This window comes from Sphingobium sp. TCM1 (genome assembly GCF_001650725.1).
Classification (GTDB): Bacteria; Pseudomonadota; Alphaproteobacteria; order Sphingomonadales; family Sphingomonadaceae; genus Sphingobium.
This window is the reverse complement of the sequence record NZ_LXVX01000039.1, coordinates 201,706-217,339: the sequence shown is the minus strand read 5'-3', so window position 1 is coordinate 217,339 and position 15,634 is coordinate 201,706. Positions and strand designations below refer to the sequence as shown.

The window sequence follows — 15,634 nt, the reverse complement described above, 5'->3', positions numbered from 1 at the left end:
CCTGCCCGAGGCTCTGCCCTTTTGCCGGATCGCATCGCCGGTCCTGCATTGTGCTGCGCACATGGTTGCCCTCCCCATCTTGCGATGGGGAGGAAGGGAAGGTCATGCCTTTTCCAGCAGGCCTTCCCGCTTGATCTTTTCCTGCCACACCAGCGGGGCGAGGCGGTGGACATTCTGGCCCTCGCTATCGACGGCCACGGTGACCGGCATGTCCTCCACGGTGAATTCGTAGATGGCTTCCATGCCCAGATCCTCGAAGCCGACGACCCTGGATTGCTTGATCGCGCGGGCGACCAGATAGGCCGCGCCGCCGACCGCCATCAGATAGGCGCTCTTGTGCTTGGCGATGCTGTCCGTCGCCGCCGGGCCGCGTTCGGCCTTGCCGACGCAGGCGGCCAGCCCCTGTTCCAGCATCATGTCCATGAACTTGTCCATGCGGGTCGCGGTGGTGGGACCGGCGGGGCCGACCACCTCGTCACGCACCGGGTCGACCGGACCGACATAATAGATGACGCGGCCCTTGAAATCGACCGGCAGCTGTTCCCCGGCGGCCAGCATGTCCGCGATCCGCTTGTGCGCGGCGTCGCGGCCGGTCAGCATCTTGCCGTTGAGCAGCAGGCGGTCGCCATGCTTCCAGCTCTGCACGACTTCGGGCGTCAGCGTGTCGAGATCGACGCGGATCGCTTCCTTGCTCGGCTTCCAGTCGACCTGCGGCCATTCGCTGAGCTTGGGCGCTTCCAGATAGGCCGGTCCCGACCCGTCCAGCGTGAAATGCGCGTGGCGCGTGGCGGCGCAATTGGGGATCATCGCCACCGGCTTGCCCGCCGCATGGCAGGGATAGTCGTGAATCTTGATGTCGAGCACGGTGGCTAGGCCGCCCAGGCCCTGCGCGCCGATGCCCAGCGCATTGACCTTGTCGAAAATCTCGATGCGCAGTTCCTCGATCTTGTTCTGCGGACCACGGGCCTTCAATTCGCCCATGTCGATCGGGTCCATCAGGCTTTCCTTGGCCAGCGCCACCGCCTTTTCCGCGGTGCCGCCGATGCCGATGCCCAACATGCCGGGCGGGCACCAGCCCGCGCCCATCTGCGGCACCATCTCCAGCACCCAGTCGACGATCGAATCGCTGGGGTTCATCATCTTGAACTTGGTCTTGTTTTCCGAACCGCCGCCCTTGGCGGCGACGTCGACGATCACCTTGTTGCCCGGCACCATCTCGACATTCAGCACGCAGGGCGTGTTGTCCCTGGTGTTCTGGCGCGAGAAAGCCGGGTCTTTCAGGATCGACGCGCGCAGGCGATTTTCGGGATTGAGGTAGGCGCGGCGCACGCCCTCGTCGATGACGTCCTGCATCGAGCGGCTGTTATCGTCCAGGCGGCAATCCATGCCCCATTTGACGAAGACGTTGACGATGCCGGTGTCCTGGCAGATCGGGCGATGCCCCTCCGCGCACATGCGGCTGTTGGTCAGGATCTGGGCGATGGCGTCCTTCGCCGCCGGATTGGCTTCGGCCTCATAGGCTTTGCCCAGCGCGCGGATATAATCCATCGGGTGGTAATAGCTGATGAACTGGAGCGCGTCGGCGACGCTCTCGATCAGATCGGCGGTCTTGATGACGGTCATCTACCCTGGTCCCTATCTTGCGGCCCGCCTCTGCACAGCGGCGCCTGGCAAGGCGCGGCTATAGGACTTTGCGGGCCCGAGTCCAGATTTGGCGCGCATGATTCGGGCAGGGGCGCGGGCCTGCCGCCGGGCGGCCGCCCGATGATGGGCCGGGTGGCGGCGGGGCCGAAACCGCCCCCTACGCATTTGCGTGGCAAGCCAAATTTATTTTATCTCCGCCATCCTCCCCCTTGCCTTTTGCGGAGCAAAGGAAAGTCCGCGCGTCGCTGCGATGCGGCGTGCCGGAGCGGCGATGAAATGAATCGGATCAGCGGCAAACAGAGTCGCCGAAACGTCATTTACCCTCTTGCGCCTGAAAGCGGCTGTGGCACTATCCCTTGTATCGGGTTAACGGGGGTTCCCCAACAGGTTGTGATCGTGTCGCCGGATGCTTTTCCGGCGCAGGGGCGTTTTCGCCCCCGCGATCCGCCCGGTTGGGCCCATTTCCGTGCCTGCGCGGTGCGGTTCATGCTAGGATGTGCGCTTGCTCGCACCCCGGCTTGACCGAATCGAACGGAACAGGAACATTGGGGACTCGCAATGGATTTTCGGGACAGTGAACAGACAGGTGCTGGCGACGTGGCGACGGTGATGGACGAAATATTGGAAGCAGCGATCGAGACGAACAAGCCCGCGCCCGCCCCGGCGGCCGAGCCCCTGTCCTCGGAGCCCCTTTCCTCCTCCGCGGTGCAGGCGCGGCGTTTCCACGTCACGACCGACGCGTCGCGCGATGCGCTGCTGACCGAATTCGGCAAGGATACGCTGAACGACCGCTATCTGCTGCCCGGCGAATCCTACCAGGATCTCTTCGCGCGCGTCGCGGCCGCCTATGCGGACGATGCGCCCCACGCACAGCGCGTCTATGACTATATCTCGAAGCTCTGGTTCATGCCGGCGACGCCTGTCCTGTCTAATGGCGGCACCGGGCGTGGCCTGCCGATCAGCTGCTATCTCAATTCGGTGGACGACAGCCTGGAAGGCATCGTCAACACCTGGAACGAGAATGTCTGGCTCGCCTCGCGCGGCGGCGGCATCGGCACCTATTGGGGCAATGTCCGCGGCATCGGCGAGCCGGTCGGCCTCAACGGCAAGACCAGCGGCATCATCCCCTTCGTCCGGGTGATGGATTCGCTGACTCTCGCGATCAGCCAGGGCAGCCTGCGCCGTGGCTCTGCCGCCTGCTATCTCGACATCTCCCACCCGGAGATCGAGGAGTTTCTGGAAATCCGCAAGACCAGCGGCGACTTCAACCGCAAGGCGCTGAACCTGCACCATGGCGTGCTGCTGACCGACGAGTTCATGGAGGCGGTGCGCGACGGCGCCGAATTCCACCTGCGCAGCCCCAAGGATCAGTCGGTCCGTGGCACCGTCAACGCCCGCGCCCTGTTCCAGAAGCTGGTCGAAGTGCGCCTGGCCACCGGCGAGCCGTACATCGTCTTCAACGACACGGTGAACCGGATGATGCCCAAGCATCACCGCGACCTGGGGCTGAAGGTCTCGACCTCCAACCTCTGCTCCGAAATCACCCTGCCGACGGGTCGCGACCATCTCGGCAATGATCGCACGGCGGTCTGCTGCCTCTCCTCCATGAACCTGGAAACCTGGGACGAGTGGAAGGATCATCCGACCTTCGCGGAAGACATCATGCGCTTCCTCGACAATGTGCTGCAGGACTATATCGACCGCGCCCCGCCGGAAATGGCGCGCGCCAAATATAGCGCCATGCGCGAACGCTCGGTCGGCCTGGGCGTCATGGGCTTCCACAGCTTCCTCCAGGCGCGCAACATTCCGTTCGAAGGCGCCATGGCCAAATCGTGGAATCTGCGCATCTTCAAGCATATCAACGCCAAGGTGAACGAGGCGTCGATGATGCTGGCGCAGGAGCGCGGGCCGTGCCCGGACGCCGCAGACCAGGGCGTGATGGAGCGGTTCAGCTGCAAGATGGCGATCGCGCCCACCGCGTCGATCAGCATCATCTGCGGCGGCGCATCGGCCTGCATCGAGCCGATCCCGGCCAATATCTACACCCACAAGACGCTGTCGGGCAGCTTCGCGGTCAAGAATCCCTATCTGGAAAAGCTGCTGGTCGCCAAGGCCAAGGACAGCACGGCCGTGTGGAACTCGATCCTGGAAAAGGGCGGATCGGTCCAGCATCTCGACTTCCTGACCCCGGAAGAAAAGGATGTGTTCAAGACCAGCTTCGAGATCGACCAGCGCTGGCTGCTCGAACTCGCGGCGGATCGCACCCCCTATATCGACCAGGCGCAGTCGCTCAATCTCTTCATTCCGGCCGACGTGGAGAAATGGGATCTGCTCATGCTCCACTTCCGCGCCTGGGAACTGGGCATCAAGTCGCTCTATTATCTGCGGTCGAAATCGGTCCAGCGCGCGGGCTTCGCCGGTGGCGTGGAAGCCGACAACACGATCGACGCGCCCAAGTTCGAAATCGGCGAGACCACCGACTATGACGAGTGTCTTGCCTGTCAGTAAGGTTGTAATTCCCTCTCCTTTCAGGAGAGGGAGGGAGCCGCGCAGCGGCGGAAGGGTGAGGATGATGCGCAACTATCGCGATCTTCCTTCGGGGTCAGTGGCTCGCGCCCGCACCCTGCGCCGCAACGCCACCGATGCGGAAAAGCGCCTCTGGGTCGCGCTGCGCGAAAAACTCGCCGGTGTGAAGTTTCGCCGTCAGGTGCCGCACGGTGCCTATGTCGCGGATTTCCTCTGCTTCTCGGCTGGACTGGTCGTCGAGGTCGACGGCGCGACCCATGCGAACAGCATCGAACAGGATGCTGACCGCACCGGCTATTTCGAGGCGCAGGGCTACCAAGTCCTGCGTTTCTGGAACCATGAAGTCATGGACAATATCGACGGCGTCGTAGCGGTCATCGCGGCGCGCCTTTCGCCCTCACCCTCCCACGCCTGACGGCGCGGGCCCCTCCCTCTCCCGGTGGGAGAGGGGAAGAACAGATTTCGCGGAGTAACCCACCATGCCCCTTCTTCAAGCCAGCAAGGTCTACAAGCCCTTCGAATATCCTTGGGCCTATGAATATTGGAAGCGCCAGCAGCAGCTCCACTGGCTGCCCGAGGAAGTGCCCTTGGGCGAGGATTGCCGCGACTGGGCGCAGAAGCTCAGCGACCATGAGCGCAACCTGCTGACCCAGATTTTCCGCTTCTTCACCCAGGCCGACGTCGAGGTGCAGGATTGCTACCACGAGAAATATGGCCGCGTGTTCAAGCCGACCGAGGTCAAGATGATGCTGACCGCGTTCAGCAACATGGAAACCGTCCACATCGCCGCCTACTCGCACCTGCTCGACACGATCGGGATGCCCGAGAGCGAATATAGCGCCTTCATGCAGTATAAGGAGATGAAGGACAAACACGACTATCTGCAGCAGTTCGGCGTCGACACGGACGAGGACATCGCCAAGACGCTGGCCATGTTCGGCGGCTTCACCGAAGGGCTCCAGCTCTTCGCCAGCTTCGCCATGCTGATGAACTTCCCGCGCTTCAACAAGATGAAGGGCATGGGCCAGATCGTCAGCTGGTCGGTCCGCGACGAGACGCTGCATTGCGAAGGCATCATCCGCCTGTTCCACGCCTTCGTGAAGGAACGCGACTGCCTGACCGCATCGGTCAAGGACGACATCATGGACATGTGCCAGAAGACCGTCCGCATCGAGGACGCCTTCGTCGACCTGGTGTTCGAAATGGGTCCGGTGCCGGGCATGACGCCCAAGGACATCAAGAAATATGTCCGCTACATCGCCGACTGGCGCCTGGGGCAGCTGGGCCTGAAACCCATCTACATGATCGACGAGCATCCGCTGCCCTGGCTGACCCCGCTGCTGAACGGCGTGGAGCACGCCAATTTCTTCGAAACCCGCGCGACCGAATATTCGAAGGCGGCGACCCGCGGCCAGTGGAACGACGTCTGGGACGCCTTCGACCGCCGTCAGAAGGTCAAGGGCGACGCCGCCGCCAACGCCGACGATGAAGGCCCCGACATGTTCAAGGCTGCCGGCATCGCGGCGGAGTGAAGAGAAAAGCGAAAGGCGGCTCCGCCGTGACGGTGCCGCCTTTCGGTTGATCGGGAGCGAGGATGCGCCTGCGCCCGCAAGACGCAGGGCGATGTGTCCATAACGGATCAACATCCCGCCAAAACGGCGCAAGTCGCGTTTATGCTCACCGCATGACCGAGCCAGCCACACCTCACCCCGCCTCTGTCCGACACGCCTATATCTGCCACGTCTGTGGTAGCGATCATGTCACCCGCGACGCATGGGCGGAATGGAATGTGGAGGCGCAGGACTGGCTATTGGGCGTGGCCTTCGACCACGCCTATTGCCATCGCTGCCAGAATGACGCCCGACTGGATCGCGTCGTGCTGACGAGTCCGGTCACTTTCTCGGCCCCGGAAGGCGCGGGAGGTGGGATGGCTACCTAATCGCTGCTTCCGATCCATGCTCCCGATTTTTGGCGCGCACGCAGTCATCGTCACCGCCCGCCCGATTACCGATCCGCCCCGCCATTTGTCCGCGCTCGCCGCCTGTCCCCCGGCTGAACGGCCGGTTTTGTTCCGTTCATGCAACATTTGTCACGCCCATGGGTTCTACGATCGATTATCATTATCGAGGGAAGGAGCCTCACCCATGAGTTTTTCGCTGAAACAGGCCATCGCGGCCTTTTCGCTCGGCGCGATGACGCTGACCGGCATCGTCGCGACCCCGGCCTTTGCCGATCCCGGCAACGGCCGCGGCCATGGTCGCCATGGCAATCCCGGTCATGGCCGGGGCGACTGGAAGCATGGTGGCAAGCATGTCGATCGCGACTGGCGCCAGAGCCGCCGCGACGATTATCGCCGTCCCGGCCGCGTCGTCTACGCCTATGACTATAACCGGCCCGATCCGCGCTATGGCCGCTATTATCGGCCGGACCGCTATTATCGCGACGGCTATGCCCCGATCCGCGTCGATCGCCGCACCCGCATCTATCGCGGCTATGACGACCGCTATTATTGCCGCCGGTCGGATGGCACCACCGGCCTGATCGTCGGCGCGGCGATCGGCGGCCTGCTCGGCAGCCAGATCGATCGCGGCCAGTCCAACATCGCTGGCATCCTGATCGGCGGCGGCGCGGGCGCATTGCTGGGCCGCGAGATCGACCGTGGCGGGGTCAGCTGCCGCTGATCCGCTGACTAGGCGCATCGTCCGAAACAGTGATGCGTCACCAAAAAGCCGGAGCCCGCGGGCCGAGACTTGCGGTCGCGCGTTCCGGTCATGCCATGTCATCCGCCCGCGCAACGGCGCGCGTGCCGAAGCTGCCGGGCGAAGCAGGCGCAAGCCCCGAACTGTCGACCCGTCCTCGTGCCAGGCCTGATCGCGCCTGGGGCCACACAGGTCGCTCGACATCATTCCATTCGAGACTGCGTTGCATTCAGTCCGATATACGGGAAGGCGCGACTTACCAGAGCTATCGCTCAATGTGAAAACCGGTTCCCATAATTTGCAGCCCGTCAGGGCTGAATGTCGATCGGCGCTAGCACCAGGGATGGCGGCTGCCGTCCCAGCTGCGGGCCAGCCCTTCGGCGACCATCATGCCGCCGATCGATTCGCCCTCCCGCGTCACCACGCGCAGCGCGCGGCCATAGCGGTCTGTGTCGCGATCGCCGCTCTCCAGCGAGAACGGGCCTGCGTTCATCAGAGCCTGCAAGCGCCGCGTCGCCTGCGCGCCCAGTTCGCCTTCCGCCGCGCAGCGCGGCCCATGGGTCTCGGGGGTGTCGATGTCGGCGACGCGATATTTCTCGCCCCGGAACCAGAATGTGTCGCCGTCGACCACGCAGTTGGTTCCACCGCCCCTATGGCAGAAACCGAAATCGGCCGACAGCAGGTCGGCGGATCGGGCCTGGGTGGAGCGGGTGCCGGGGAGATGGATGTCGCCGGGCAGGCGCAGCGTCGGGACATGCACCCCGGCCTCGTCGATCCGTTCGACCCAGCCCGGCCCGTACCAGCCCAGCAGCAAGCCCAGGCACAAGGTGTAGATCAGCGCGGGACCGCTGAAACCCTTGCTTCGCCGTGGCCGCTGGTATCGCGCGCTCTGGCCGCCGCTCCGCGCCTGAGCCAGCCAGGCCTGCTGCACCCTGCCCTTGCGCGACGGCGCCTGCCGACCTGTCTCTCGTCTTGCCATGCCGCCATGCTAACGGCCCGTTGGCAAACAGCCCGTTAAAGCCGCTCCAGCTTCCCGCCGATCCGGCGGCGCAACGATTTGACGCATGTCAATGCCGCTCCGACGCGGCCTGCCATGCTGTGACGGGACCATCCGAAACGGAGCCGATTTCATGAATGCCGCCGCGCCGCCCAGCCCCTATGCCCGCATCGGCGGCGAGCCGGTGGTCCGCGCCATCGCGCACCGCTTCTACGACCTGATCGAACAGGACGCGGCCTATGCGGCGTTGCGCGCCATCCATGCGGCGGACCTGACCGCCGTGCGCCACGGCCTCACCCGGTTCCTGTGCGGCTGGCTGGGCGGTCCGCGCGACTGGTTCGAGCGCGGACCCTGCATCATGTCGCTGCATCGCGCCTTCCCGATCACCCCGGCCCTGGCGGATCAATGGGCGACCGCCATGGCCTGCGCGATAGCGGGCGAAGAGGATCTCGATCCCGCGATCGGCGACGCCATGGCCGAAGCGCTCGGCCACATGGCGCGGGGCATGATCAATTTCGGGCTGGAGGGCAGCGCGGCGGCCTGACCTCAATCCTCGTCCTCATCGTCGGTCGCGCCATAGCTGTCCATTTCGTCGTCCATCTGCGGCTCGCCGGCATAGGCGTCCATGTCGATCCGGCCGGAGCGGGTCATCGCCTCCATCTTCTCGACCAGATCCTCGGTATCGTCGGGCGTGATCTGCGCCGGGTTGCTTCGTCCGCCGCGCTCGCTGTCCTCGGCCAGGTCGGTCGAGCGGGCGCGCGCATCGTCGGCGACATCCTGCGCCTGGGTGCCGGCCTCGGCCTGCTCGCCATTCTCGTCCGATTCGGTAACGGGCAGTTCGCGATCCGGGGTAGGGCGGTCCATCGCGGCTCTCCTTGATTGAAGGGATGATGCCGCCTCAACGGCCCGCGTGCCCGGCTGTTCCGGCGAAAGCGCTGGACAGCGCCAGGACAAGGGGGCAAAGGCGCGGTCGATCCTTTCGCACTGCAGCAGGAATCCCCCTCATGCCCCGCCAGCTCATTTCCTCCGGCTCGCCCTTCGAGGCGCAGGTCGGCTATTCGCGCGCCGTCGTCCAGGGCGACTGGTGCTTCGTCGCCGGTACCACCGGTACGGACCCTGAAACCAAGACCATGCCCGAAAGCGTGGTGGAGCAGGGCAGGAACGCCCTCAAGGTGATCGGCAAGGCGCTGGAGGATGCGGGCTTCGCCTTTTCCGACGTCGTGCGCGTTACCTATTATATCACCGACGCCGCTTACTGGGACGTGATGGGTGAGATTGCCGGCCCCGTGTTCGGCGACATCCGGCCCGCCGCCAGCTGCGTCGTCGCCGGCCTCGTCAAGCCGGACATGAAGATCGAAATCGAAGTCACCGCCTTCAAAGGGTAACAGGAGCGCAGCATCATGATTACCATGTACGGCATCAAGAATTGCGACACGATCAAGAAGGCCCGCAACTGGCTGGACAATGAGCGCGTCGCCTACGGCTTCCACGACTACAAGGTCGCGGGCGTCGACAAGGCCAAGCTGGAGGAATGGGTGATGGAGCATGGCTGGGAAACCATCCTCAACCGCTCCGGCACGACTTTCAAGGCGCTCGACGCCGGTGACAAGGCGCATATCGACGCGGACAAGGCGATCCTGCTGATGATCACCAACCCCTCGATGATCAAGCGCCCGATCCTCGACACCGGCAAGGGTACGATCGTCGGTTTCAAGGCGACGACCTATGAAGAGGCGTTGCAGGGCGTGAAGGCGTGATCGGACGGGGGCTGGCGCGCATCGGGGCGATCCTGCTCATGAGCCTCATCCCCCTTTCCGTCGCCCCGTCGGCCTCGGCTGCCGAACCGATCCTGATCGCCCATCGCGGCGCCAGCGGCGAACGGCCCGAACATACGCTCGCCGCCTATGAGCGGGCGATCGACCAGGGCGCCGACTATATCGAGCCGGACCTGGTCCTGACGAAGGACGGGGTCCTCGTCGCCCGGCATGAGAATGAGATCAGCGGCACTACCGATGTCGCCGACCACCCGGAGTTTGCCGACCGCAAGACCAGCAAGACGATCGACGGCATCCAGATGGTCGGATGGTTTACGGAGGATTTCACCCTCGCCGAACTGCGCACCCTGCGCGCGCGCGAACGACTGCCCGACCTGCGTCCGGCCAACCGGCGTTTCAACGATCTCTATCCGATCCCGACCTTCGAGGAGATTTTGAAGCTGGTCCGCGCCAAGGAAGCGGAAACCGGCCGCCGCATCGGCCTCTATCCCGAAACCAAGCATCCCGGTTATTTCGCGGGGCTGGGCCTGCCGCACCAGGCGGCGCTGCTCGAACTGCTCAGCCGCTACGGCTATCAGACGGAGGCGGACCCGGTCTTCATCCAGTCCTTCGAGGTCGGCAACCTGCGCGCGCTGCGCGCCGCGACCCGCCTGCGCCTGATCCAGCTGGTCGACGCGGAGGGCGGCCCCGCCGACCTGCCCGGAACGACCTACGCCGACATGCTGACGGTACGGGGGCTGTCCGACATCGCGGCCTATGCCGACGGCATCGGCCCGTCGGCGGCGCTGCTGATCGCGCCCGAAGGCCCGACCGCGCTGGTCGGGCGTGCCCATGATGCGGGGCTTGCGGTCCATGCCTGGACGCTGCGGATGGAAAACAGCTTCCTGCCCGCCGCCTACCAGCGGCTCGACGATCCGCAGGGGCGGGGCGACTTCGCCGGCTATGTCCGGGCGATCGCAGCGACCGGTGTGGATGGCCTCTTCAGCGACTTTCCCGGCCAGGCGCGCGCGGCTTTGACCGCCGCCAATCCCTGATCGGGATAAAGCGCCGCCAGCCCGGAAAACTTCCTTCGCGACCGGGTCACTTGACTTGCCAAAGCCCGCCCGCAGGCGAATAACGAAGTCATGCTGTCCCAGAAGACCCGTTACGCCATCCGCGCCCTCCAGCATCTCGCCGACCGCTACCGCCAAGGCCCCGTACCCCTGAACGAGATCGCCACGCGACAGAATATCCCGGCCAAGTTCCTGACCGTGATCCTGTCCGAATTGTCACGCGAAGGGCTGGTGGCGACGCAGCGGGGGCGGGACGGGGGCTATTGGCTGGCGCTGGCACCTGTCGACATCAGCTATGGCGACATCGTCCGGCTGACGCGCGGATCGCTGGCGCTGACCCCCTGCGCCAGCCGCTTCGCCCATGAAAGCTGCACCAACTGCCTGCCCGAATCGGAATGTCGCCTGCACCGGGTGATGCTGCGCGTCCGCGACGAAACGGCCAAGGTGCTGGACAGCATCAGCCTTGCCGAGCCGTTCGCGGTGGCGGATGACGGAGCCTGACCCCCACGCCGGACGGCCCAGCCTGGGTCTTGCGCTGGCCGCGCTGCTTCGCCACATGCGTAAGCCATGACCACGCCGCCGCTCAAAGCCGTCCTGATCCCCGTCACCCCGTTGCAGCAGAATTGCACGCTCTTCTGGTGCACGGAAACGATGCGCGGCACCTTCGTCGATCCGGGCGGCGACCTGCCGGTGCTCAAGCAGGCAGCGGCGCAGCATGGCGTGACGATCGAGAAGATCCTCGTTACCCATGGCCATATCGACCATTGCGGGCAGGCGGGGGTGCTGGCGCGCGACCTTGATGTCCCGATCGAGGGGCCGCATGAGGATGACCGTTTCTGGATCGACCGGCTGGCTGCCGATGGCGAACGCTGGGGGCTGCCGGGCGAGAGTTTCGAGCCGGACCGCTGGCTGCAGGACGGCGATCAGGTGACGGTCGGCAATCTGGTGCTCGATGTCATTCACTGCCCCGGCCACACGCCGGGCCATGTCGTCTTCCACCATGCGCCCAGCAAGCTGGCCATCGTGGGCGACGTGCTGTTCCAGGGGTCGATCGGCCGCACCGACTTCCCGCGCGGCAATCATCAGGATCTGATCGACGCCATCACCGGCAAGCTCTGGCCGTTGGGCGGCGACACCGCCTTCGTCCCCGGTCATGGCCAGATGAGCAATTTCGCCCATGAGCGGCGCACCAACCCCTTCGTCGCCGATTCGGTGCTGGCGCGCTGACGAACGACGGTTGGTTAGGCCCGCGCCGCCAGCGCCGGTGGTGCCGGCACCTCGCGCGTCGCACTATAGGCCAGCATCAGCGCCGCGATCGCCAGCACGACCATGATGATCCAACTGAGCAGCGCACCGCCCGCGCGGGTGGCCGTGGGCTTGTCGGCGTCCATGCCGAAACCATGGGCGACGCGCGCCAGCACATAGGCCAGCGCCCCGATCCACAGCCACAGCGACGCGCCCACCGCCAGTTCGATCAGCGCGAACAGGATCAGCACGATCGGCGTATATTCGACGAAGTTGGCGTGCGCGCGCATCCGTCGCGCCAGCAGGCTGTTGCCGGCATCGCCATGCAGCACCCTGTCGCCGATGCGAATCCGTGCGCAGCGAATCGCGAGCCAGAGGTTGAGCAGCGCGCAGGCAGCCGCAAAGGTCAGCGTGATCGGCAGCAGCATCGTCAAATCCCCCTTGTCTGGTGGGCCGCACCCTAGTCCGCGGGGGCAGGGGGGCAAGGTCAAAGGATAAGGAAGCACTTGCGCCTCCGTCAAAAAGCGCTATAGGCGCAGGGCTTCGCGATCACCCGGGCCGCATGGGTCTGCGGCGCCGTTGGCGTCGGCACCATTCGGATACCGGCCAGTCGCACAACCAGATTGATATATGGAATAAGGTGCCGACATGGCTGTCCCCAAGCGCAAGACTTCTCCTTCCCGCCGCGGTATGCGCCGCAGCCATGACGCACTGCGCGTCGAGGCGTTCCAGGAATGCTCGAACTGTGGTGAACTGAAGCGCCCGCACAATCTGTGCGACGCCTGCGGTCACTATAACGGCCGCGAAATCGTCGCCGTCGGGGCGTAAGCCCTTTTCTCTACTCCGCAAAGGGGTGAACTAAAGTGTCAGGCCAACCGCGAATCGCAATCGACGCGATGGGCGGGGACGAAGGCGTGCGCGTGATGATGGCAGGGGCCGCGCTGGCCCGTCGCCGTCATGATGGGCTTCGCTTCACCCTGTTCGGCGACGAGGAGCGGATCAAGGCTGCGCTCGACCATCACCCCAATTTGCGGGCGGCGTCGGACATCGTTCACGCCGACACGGTCGTCGACGGCTCGGACAAGCCCAGCGTCGCGATTCGCAAGAAAAGCAGCTCCATGGCCAAGGCCATCGCCGCCGTGAAGGCGGGCGAGGCCGGGGCGGCGGTGTCCGCCGGCAATACCGGCGCGCTGATGGCGATGGCAAAGGTCGCGCTGCGCACCATGCCGGGTGTCGACCGGCCCGCGCTCGCCGCGATGCTGCCCACGCTGGGCGACAATGACGTCATCATGCTGGACCTGGGCGCCAACACCGAGTGCGACGCCCGCAACCTCGTCCAGTTCGCGGTCATGGGCGCGGCCTATGCGCGCATCGCCTTCGATCTCGACCGGCCGCGCGTGCGCCTGCTCAACATCGGCACCGAGGAACTGAAGGGCACCGACGAGATCCGCGACGCCGCCGCGGTGCTGCGCAGCGCCGACAGCCTGCCACTCCAGTTCGACGGCTTCACCGAAGGCGACAAGATCGGCCGCGGCGACACCGACGTCATCGTCTGCGACGGCTTTTCCGGCAATGTCGCGCTCAAGACGGCGGAGGGCACCGCTCGTTTCGTTACCGACGTGCTGCGCAAGGCCTTCACCAGTTCGATCCGGTCGAAGATCGGCTTCCTGATTTCGAAGCCGGCCATGTACATGCTCAAGCATCATCTCGACCCCAACAATCATAATGGCGCGGTTTTCCTGGGCCTGAACGGCGTGGTGGTGAAGAGCCACGGCAGTGCGGACGAAAAGGGCGTGGCCAATGCCGTCCATGTCGCCGCTCGCTTGCTGGAAGAGGACATCACCCGTCGCATCGCCGCCGACATGGCGGGAATAGGGGGGCTTTCGGCCGCCGCGTCGAAGCTGGAGCAGCCCGCCAAGTGATCCGCCGTTCGATCCTTCTGGGGACGGGCTCGGCCCTGCCCGCGCGCATCGTCACCAATGCGGAACTGGCGCAGACCGTCGACACCAGCGACGAATGGATCGTCGAGCGCACCGGCATCCGCACCCGCCATATCGCGGGCGAGGGCGAGACGACCGCGACGCTCGCCACCGATGCCGCCCTTGCCGCGCTGGACGCCGCCGGCCTCGCCGCACAGGAGATCGACCTCATCATCCTGGCGACGGCGACGCCGGACCAGACCTTCCCCGCCGCCGCGACCAAGGTGCAGGCGGCGCTGGGCATCGACGACTGCGTCGCCTTCGACGTCGCCGCAGTCTGTTCGGGCTTCCTCTATGCCGTGACCGTGGCTGACAGCATGATCCGGTCGGGTGCGGCCAATCGCGCGCTGGTGATCGGGTCGGAGACGTTCAGCCGCATCCTCGACTGGGAGGATCGCACGACCTGCGTCCTCTTCGGCGACGGCGCCGGCGCGATCGTGCTGGGTGCGGAGGAAAGCTTGGAGGGCGCGCGCGGCATCCTGGCGTCGAAGCTGCACGCAGACGGCCGCCACAACCAGCTTCTCTATGTCGATGGCGGTCCATCGACCACGCAGACGGTCGGCAAGCTGAGGATGAAGGGGCAGGAAGTGTTCCGCCATGCCGTGGTCAACCTCGCCTCCGTCCTGACCGAGGTGATGACGCAGGTCGGGCTGCCGGCCACCGAGATCGACTGGCTGGTTCCGCACCAGGCCAATGCCCGCATCCTCGACGCGACGGCGCGCAAGCTCAAGCTACCGGCCGACCGGGTCATCATGACCGTGGATCGCCATGCCAACACATCGGCCGCCTCGGTGCCGCTGGCGCTGGACGTCGCCGTCCGCGACGGCCGGATCAAGCCGGGTGATCTGGTCGTGCTGGAAGCGATGGGCGGCGGCTTCACCTGGGGCGCCTGCGTCCTTCGGGTCTAACCTTTTGGGTAGTCTTGCCGAATCACTGTAAATCCGTCAGATTCGCGGGTAGGTCATCGGGGGGTGATCGCTAGGCGAGAGGGGACGGGAAATGAGCGGCACTGGGACGTTGACGCGGGCGGACCTCGCGGAGAGCCTGAATCGCCATGTCGGTCTGTCGCGAGCGGAAGCGGCGGCGCTGGTCGAATCCATTCTCGACCATATGTCGGCGGCGCTGGAGCGCGGCGAAAATGTGAAGATATCGAGTTTCGGCACCTTCGTGCTGCGGGACAAGACGCAACGCATGGGCCGCAATCCCAAGACCGGAGTCGAGGTGCCGATCGAGCCGCGCCGGGTGCTGACGTTCCGCGCCAGCCAGACGATGCGCGACCGGGTGGCTTGAAACGGGACGTTCGGCCGCCGCTTTTTCTGCCTTAACGGCCATTTACCACGGTTGACCTAGCCGGGATGATGGGTGCAACATTCCTGTCATGAAAAAAGCGGAGGGGGCCTTTCTTACGATCAGTGAACTGGCCGGCGAGCTGGGTTTGCCCCAACATATATTGCGCTATTGGGAAACGCGCTTTCCCCAGCTGCGGCCGCTGCAGCGATCGGGCAATCGCCGCTATTATCGGCCGGATGATGTGGCGCTGGCGCGGCGCATCCACCATCTGCTCCATGTCGAGGGCTTCACCGTGAAGGGCGCGCAGAAGGCGCTGGCCGACGGGGAGGGCGCCGCTGGGGCGGCGCCTGCCGACGCACCGGCGGAGGATCTGGTCGTGCGGCTCGAGGGCATACGCGCCGCGCTGGCCGCTGCGCTGAAACTCTGA

20 protein-coding genes are annotated in these 15,634 nt (G+C 65.2%); 16 read left to right on the top strand and 4 right to left on the bottom strand.

Annotation, left to right across the window (positions count from 1 at the left end; all coding sequences use genetic code 11):
- Positions 1-102: 102 nt before the first annotated feature.
- Positions 103-1,623, bottom strand: a complete 1,521-nt coding sequence (locus A7Q26_RS21645; protein WP_066864367.1) for a fumarate hydratase — start codon at positions 1,621-1,623, stop codon at positions 103-105.
- A gap of 630 nt (positions 1,624-2,253) precedes the next feature.
- Here A7Q26_RS21645 and A7Q26_RS21640 point away from each other — a divergent pair.
- From A7Q26_RS21640 to A7Q26_RS21625, 5 genes are all read left to right on the top strand, one after another.
- A complete protein-coding gene (locus A7Q26_RS21640) occupies positions 2,254-4,152 on the top strand; it encodes a ribonucleoside-diphosphate reductase subunit alpha (protein WP_066865250.1) in 1,899 nt (632 codons plus the stop codon).
- Between the two features lie 61 nt (positions 4,153-4,213).
- Positions 4,214-4,585, top strand: coding sequence for an endonuclease domain-containing protein (locus tag A7Q26_RS21635; protein ID WP_066864364.1), 372 nt, complete (start codon positions 4,214-4,216; stop codon positions 4,583-4,585).
- Between the two features lie 64 nt (positions 4,586-4,649).
- A complete protein-coding gene (locus tag A7Q26_RS21630) occupies positions 4,650-5,702 on the top strand; it encodes a ribonucleotide-diphosphate reductase subunit beta (RefSeq protein WP_066864361.1) in 1,053 nt (350 codons plus the stop codon).
- Positions 5,703-5,854: 152 nt separating this feature from the next.
- The gene (locus tag A7Q26_RS24925; protein WP_084439259.1) at positions 5,855-6,109 is read left to right on the top strand and encodes a hypothetical protein; all 255 of its coding nucleotides are present in this window, start codon (positions 5,855-5,857) and stop codon (positions 6,107-6,109) included.
- 205 nt (positions 6,110-6,314) lie between these two features.
- Positions 6,315-6,851 (top strand): glycine zipper 2TM domain-containing protein, encoded by a 537-nt coding sequence (locus A7Q26_RS21625; protein WP_066864358.1) that lies wholly within the window; start codon positions 6,315-6,317, stop codon positions 6,849-6,851.
- A gap of 349 nt (positions 6,852-7,200) precedes the next feature.
- Here A7Q26_RS21625 and A7Q26_RS25745 read toward each other — a convergent pair whose 3' ends face one another.
- A complete protein-coding gene (locus tag A7Q26_RS25745) occupies positions 7,201-7,848 on the bottom strand; it encodes a thermonuclease family protein (protein ID WP_066864355.1) in 648 nt (215 codons plus the stop codon).
- Between the two features lie 151 nt (positions 7,849-7,999).
- Here A7Q26_RS25745 and A7Q26_RS21615 point away from each other — a divergent pair, with 151 nt between their 5' ends.
- Positions 8,000-8,410: a group II truncated hemoglobin gene (locus A7Q26_RS21615; RefSeq protein WP_066864352.1), complete on the top strand. Its 411-nt coding sequence runs from the start codon at positions 8,000-8,002 to the stop codon at positions 8,408-8,410.
- 2 nt (positions 8,411-8,412) lie between these two features.
- Here the strand turns inward: A7Q26_RS21615 and A7Q26_RS21610 are convergent, their stop codons facing one another.
- The gene (locus A7Q26_RS21610; RefSeq protein ID WP_066864349.1) at positions 8,413-8,730 is read right to left on the bottom strand and encodes a hypothetical protein; all 318 of its coding nucleotides are present in this window, start codon (positions 8,728-8,730) and stop codon (positions 8,413-8,415) included.
- A 140-nt stretch (positions 8,731-8,870) separates the two neighbouring features.
- On the opposite strand from A7Q26_RS21610, the gene A7Q26_RS21605 reads away from it, so the two are divergent.
- The 5 genes from A7Q26_RS21605 (at position 8,871) to A7Q26_RS21585 (ending at position 11,920) form a co-directional block, all read left to right on the top strand.
- A complete protein-coding gene (locus A7Q26_RS21605) occupies positions 8,871-9,251 on the top strand; it encodes a RidA family protein (protein ID WP_066864346.1) in 381 nt (126 codons plus the stop codon).
- A gap of 15 nt (positions 9,252-9,266) precedes the next feature.
- Positions 9,267-9,623 carry an ArsC family reductase gene (locus A7Q26_RS21600; RefSeq protein WP_066864342.1) on the top strand — a complete coding sequence of 119 codons (357 nt, stop codon included), beginning with the start codon at positions 9,267-9,269 and terminating at the stop codon, positions 9,621-9,623.
- Positions 9,620-10,675, top strand: a complete 1,056-nt coding sequence (locus tag A7Q26_RS21595) for a glycerophosphodiester phosphodiesterase (RefSeq protein ID WP_066864339.1) — start codon at positions 9,620-9,622, stop codon at positions 10,673-10,675. Before A7Q26_RS21600 ends, A7Q26_RS21595 begins: the two co-directional genes overlap by 4 nt.
- Before the next feature lie 90 nt (positions 10,676-10,765).
- Positions 10,766-11,194, top strand: coding sequence for an RrF2 family transcriptional regulator (locus A7Q26_RS21590; RefSeq protein ID WP_066864336.1), 429 nt, complete (start codon positions 10,766-10,768; stop codon positions 11,192-11,194).
- A gap of 66 nt (positions 11,195-11,260) precedes the next feature.
- A complete protein-coding gene (locus A7Q26_RS21585) occupies positions 11,261-11,920 on the top strand; it encodes an MBL fold metallo-hydrolase (protein WP_066864333.1) in 660 nt (219 codons plus the stop codon).
- A 14-nt stretch (positions 11,921-11,934) separates the two neighbouring features.
- Here the strand turns inward: A7Q26_RS21585 and A7Q26_RS21580 are convergent, their stop codons facing one another.
- Complete coding sequence (locus tag A7Q26_RS21580; protein WP_066864331.1) at positions 11,935-12,366, bottom strand: MAPEG family protein; 432 nt, start codon at positions 12,364-12,366, stop codon at positions 11,935-11,937.
- A gap of 220 nt (positions 12,367-12,586) precedes the next feature.
- Here A7Q26_RS21580 and rpmF point away from each other — a divergent pair, with 220 nt between their 5' ends.
- The 5 genes from rpmF (at position 12,587) to A7Q26_RS21555 (ending at position 15,634) form a co-directional block, all read left to right on the top strand.
- The gene (gene rpmF, locus A7Q26_RS21575) at positions 12,587-12,766 is read left to right on the top strand and encodes a 50S ribosomal protein L32 (RefSeq protein WP_066864328.1); all 180 of its coding nucleotides are present in this window, start codon (positions 12,587-12,589) and stop codon (positions 12,764-12,766) included.
- A 68-nt stretch (positions 12,767-12,834) separates the two neighbouring features.
- The gene (gene plsX / locus A7Q26_RS21570; protein WP_066864325.1) at positions 12,835-13,860 is read left to right on the top strand and encodes a phosphate acyltransferase PlsX; all 1,026 of its coding nucleotides are present in this window, start codon (positions 12,835-12,837) and stop codon (positions 13,858-13,860) included.
- Positions 13,857-14,825: a beta-ketoacyl-ACP synthase III gene (locus tag A7Q26_RS21565; protein WP_066864321.1), complete on the top strand. Its 969-nt coding sequence runs from the start codon at positions 13,857-13,859 to the stop codon at positions 14,823-14,825. The genes plsX and A7Q26_RS21565 overlap by 4 nt, the downstream gene beginning before the upstream one ends.
- A 91-nt stretch (positions 14,826-14,916) precedes the next feature.
- On the top strand, positions 14,917-15,207 hold the full coding sequence (gene ihfA, locus A7Q26_RS21560; RefSeq protein ID WP_066864319.1) for an integration host factor subunit alpha: 291 nt from the start codon (positions 14,917-14,919) through the stop codon (positions 15,205-15,207).
- An 88-nt stretch (positions 15,208-15,295) separates the two neighbouring features.
- Complete coding sequence (locus A7Q26_RS21555; protein ID WP_066864315.1) at positions 15,296-15,634, top strand: MerR family transcriptional regulator; 339 nt, start codon at positions 15,296-15,298, stop codon at positions 15,632-15,634.

Excerpts from the sequence above, each read along its gene's own strand:
- A7Q26_RS21645 (WP_066864367.1), bottom strand. The coding sequence starts at position 1,623 with ATGACCGTCATCAAGACCGCCGATCTGATCGAGAGCGTCGCCGACGCG.
- A7Q26_RS21640 (WP_066865250.1), top strand. The coding sequence starts at position 2,254 with ATGGACGAAATATTGGAAGCAGCGATCGAGACGAACAAGCCCGCGCCC.
- A7Q26_RS21635 (WP_066864364.1), top strand. The coding sequence starts at position 4,214 with ATGATGCGCAACTATCGCGATCTTCCTTCGGGGTCAGTGGCTCGCGCC.
- A7Q26_RS21630 (WP_066864361.1), top strand. The coding sequence starts at position 4,650 with ATGCCCCTTCTTCAAGCCAGCAAGGTCTACAAGCCCTTCGAATATCCT.
- A7Q26_RS24925 (WP_084439259.1), top strand. The coding sequence starts at position 5,855 with ATGACCGAGCCAGCCACACCTCACCCCGCCTCTGTCCGACACGCCTAT.
- A7Q26_RS21625 (WP_066864358.1), top strand. The coding sequence starts at position 6,315 with ATGAGTTTTTCGCTGAAACAGGCCATCGCGGCCTTTTCGCTCGGCGCG.
- A7Q26_RS25745 (WP_066864355.1), bottom strand. The coding sequence starts at position 7,848 with ATGGCAAGACGAGAGACAGGTCGGCAGGCGCCGTCGCGCAAGGGCAGG.
- A7Q26_RS21615 (WP_066864352.1), top strand. The coding sequence starts at position 8,000 with ATGAATGCCGCCGCGCCGCCCAGCCCCTATGCCCGCATCGGCGGCGAG.
- A7Q26_RS21610 (WP_066864349.1), bottom strand. The coding sequence starts at position 8,730 with ATGGACCGCCCTACCCCGGATCGCGAACTGCCCGTTACCGAATCGGAC.
- A7Q26_RS21605 (WP_066864346.1), top strand. The coding sequence starts at position 8,871 with ATGCCCCGCCAGCTCATTTCCTCCGGCTCGCCCTTCGAGGCGCAGGTC.
- A7Q26_RS21600 (WP_066864342.1), top strand. The coding sequence starts at position 9,267 with ATGATTACCATGTACGGCATCAAGAATTGCGACACGATCAAGAAGGCC.
- A7Q26_RS21590 (WP_066864336.1), top strand. The coding sequence starts at position 10,766 with ATGCTGTCCCAGAAGACCCGTTACGCCATCCGCGCCCTCCAGCATCTC.
- A7Q26_RS21585 (WP_066864333.1), top strand. The coding sequence starts at position 11,261 with ATGACCACGCCGCCGCTCAAAGCCGTCCTGATCCCCGTCACCCCGTTG.
- A7Q26_RS21580 (WP_066864331.1), bottom strand. The coding sequence starts at position 12,366 with ATGCTGCTGCCGATCACGCTGACCTTTGCGGCTGCCTGCGCGCTGCTC.
- rpmF (WP_066864328.1), top strand. The coding sequence starts at position 12,587 with ATGGCTGTCCCCAAGCGCAAGACTTCTCCTTCCCGCCGCGGTATGCGC.
- plsX (WP_066864325.1), top strand. The coding sequence starts at position 12,835 with ATGGGCGGGGACGAAGGCGTGCGCGTGATGATGGCAGGGGCCGCGCTG.
- ihfA (WP_066864319.1), top strand. The coding sequence starts at position 14,917 with ATGAGCGGCACTGGGACGTTGACGCGGGCGGACCTCGCGGAGAGCCTG.
- A7Q26_RS21555 (WP_066864315.1), top strand. The coding sequence starts at position 15,296 with ATGAAAAAAGCGGAGGGGGCCTTTCTTACGATCAGTGAACTGGCCGGC.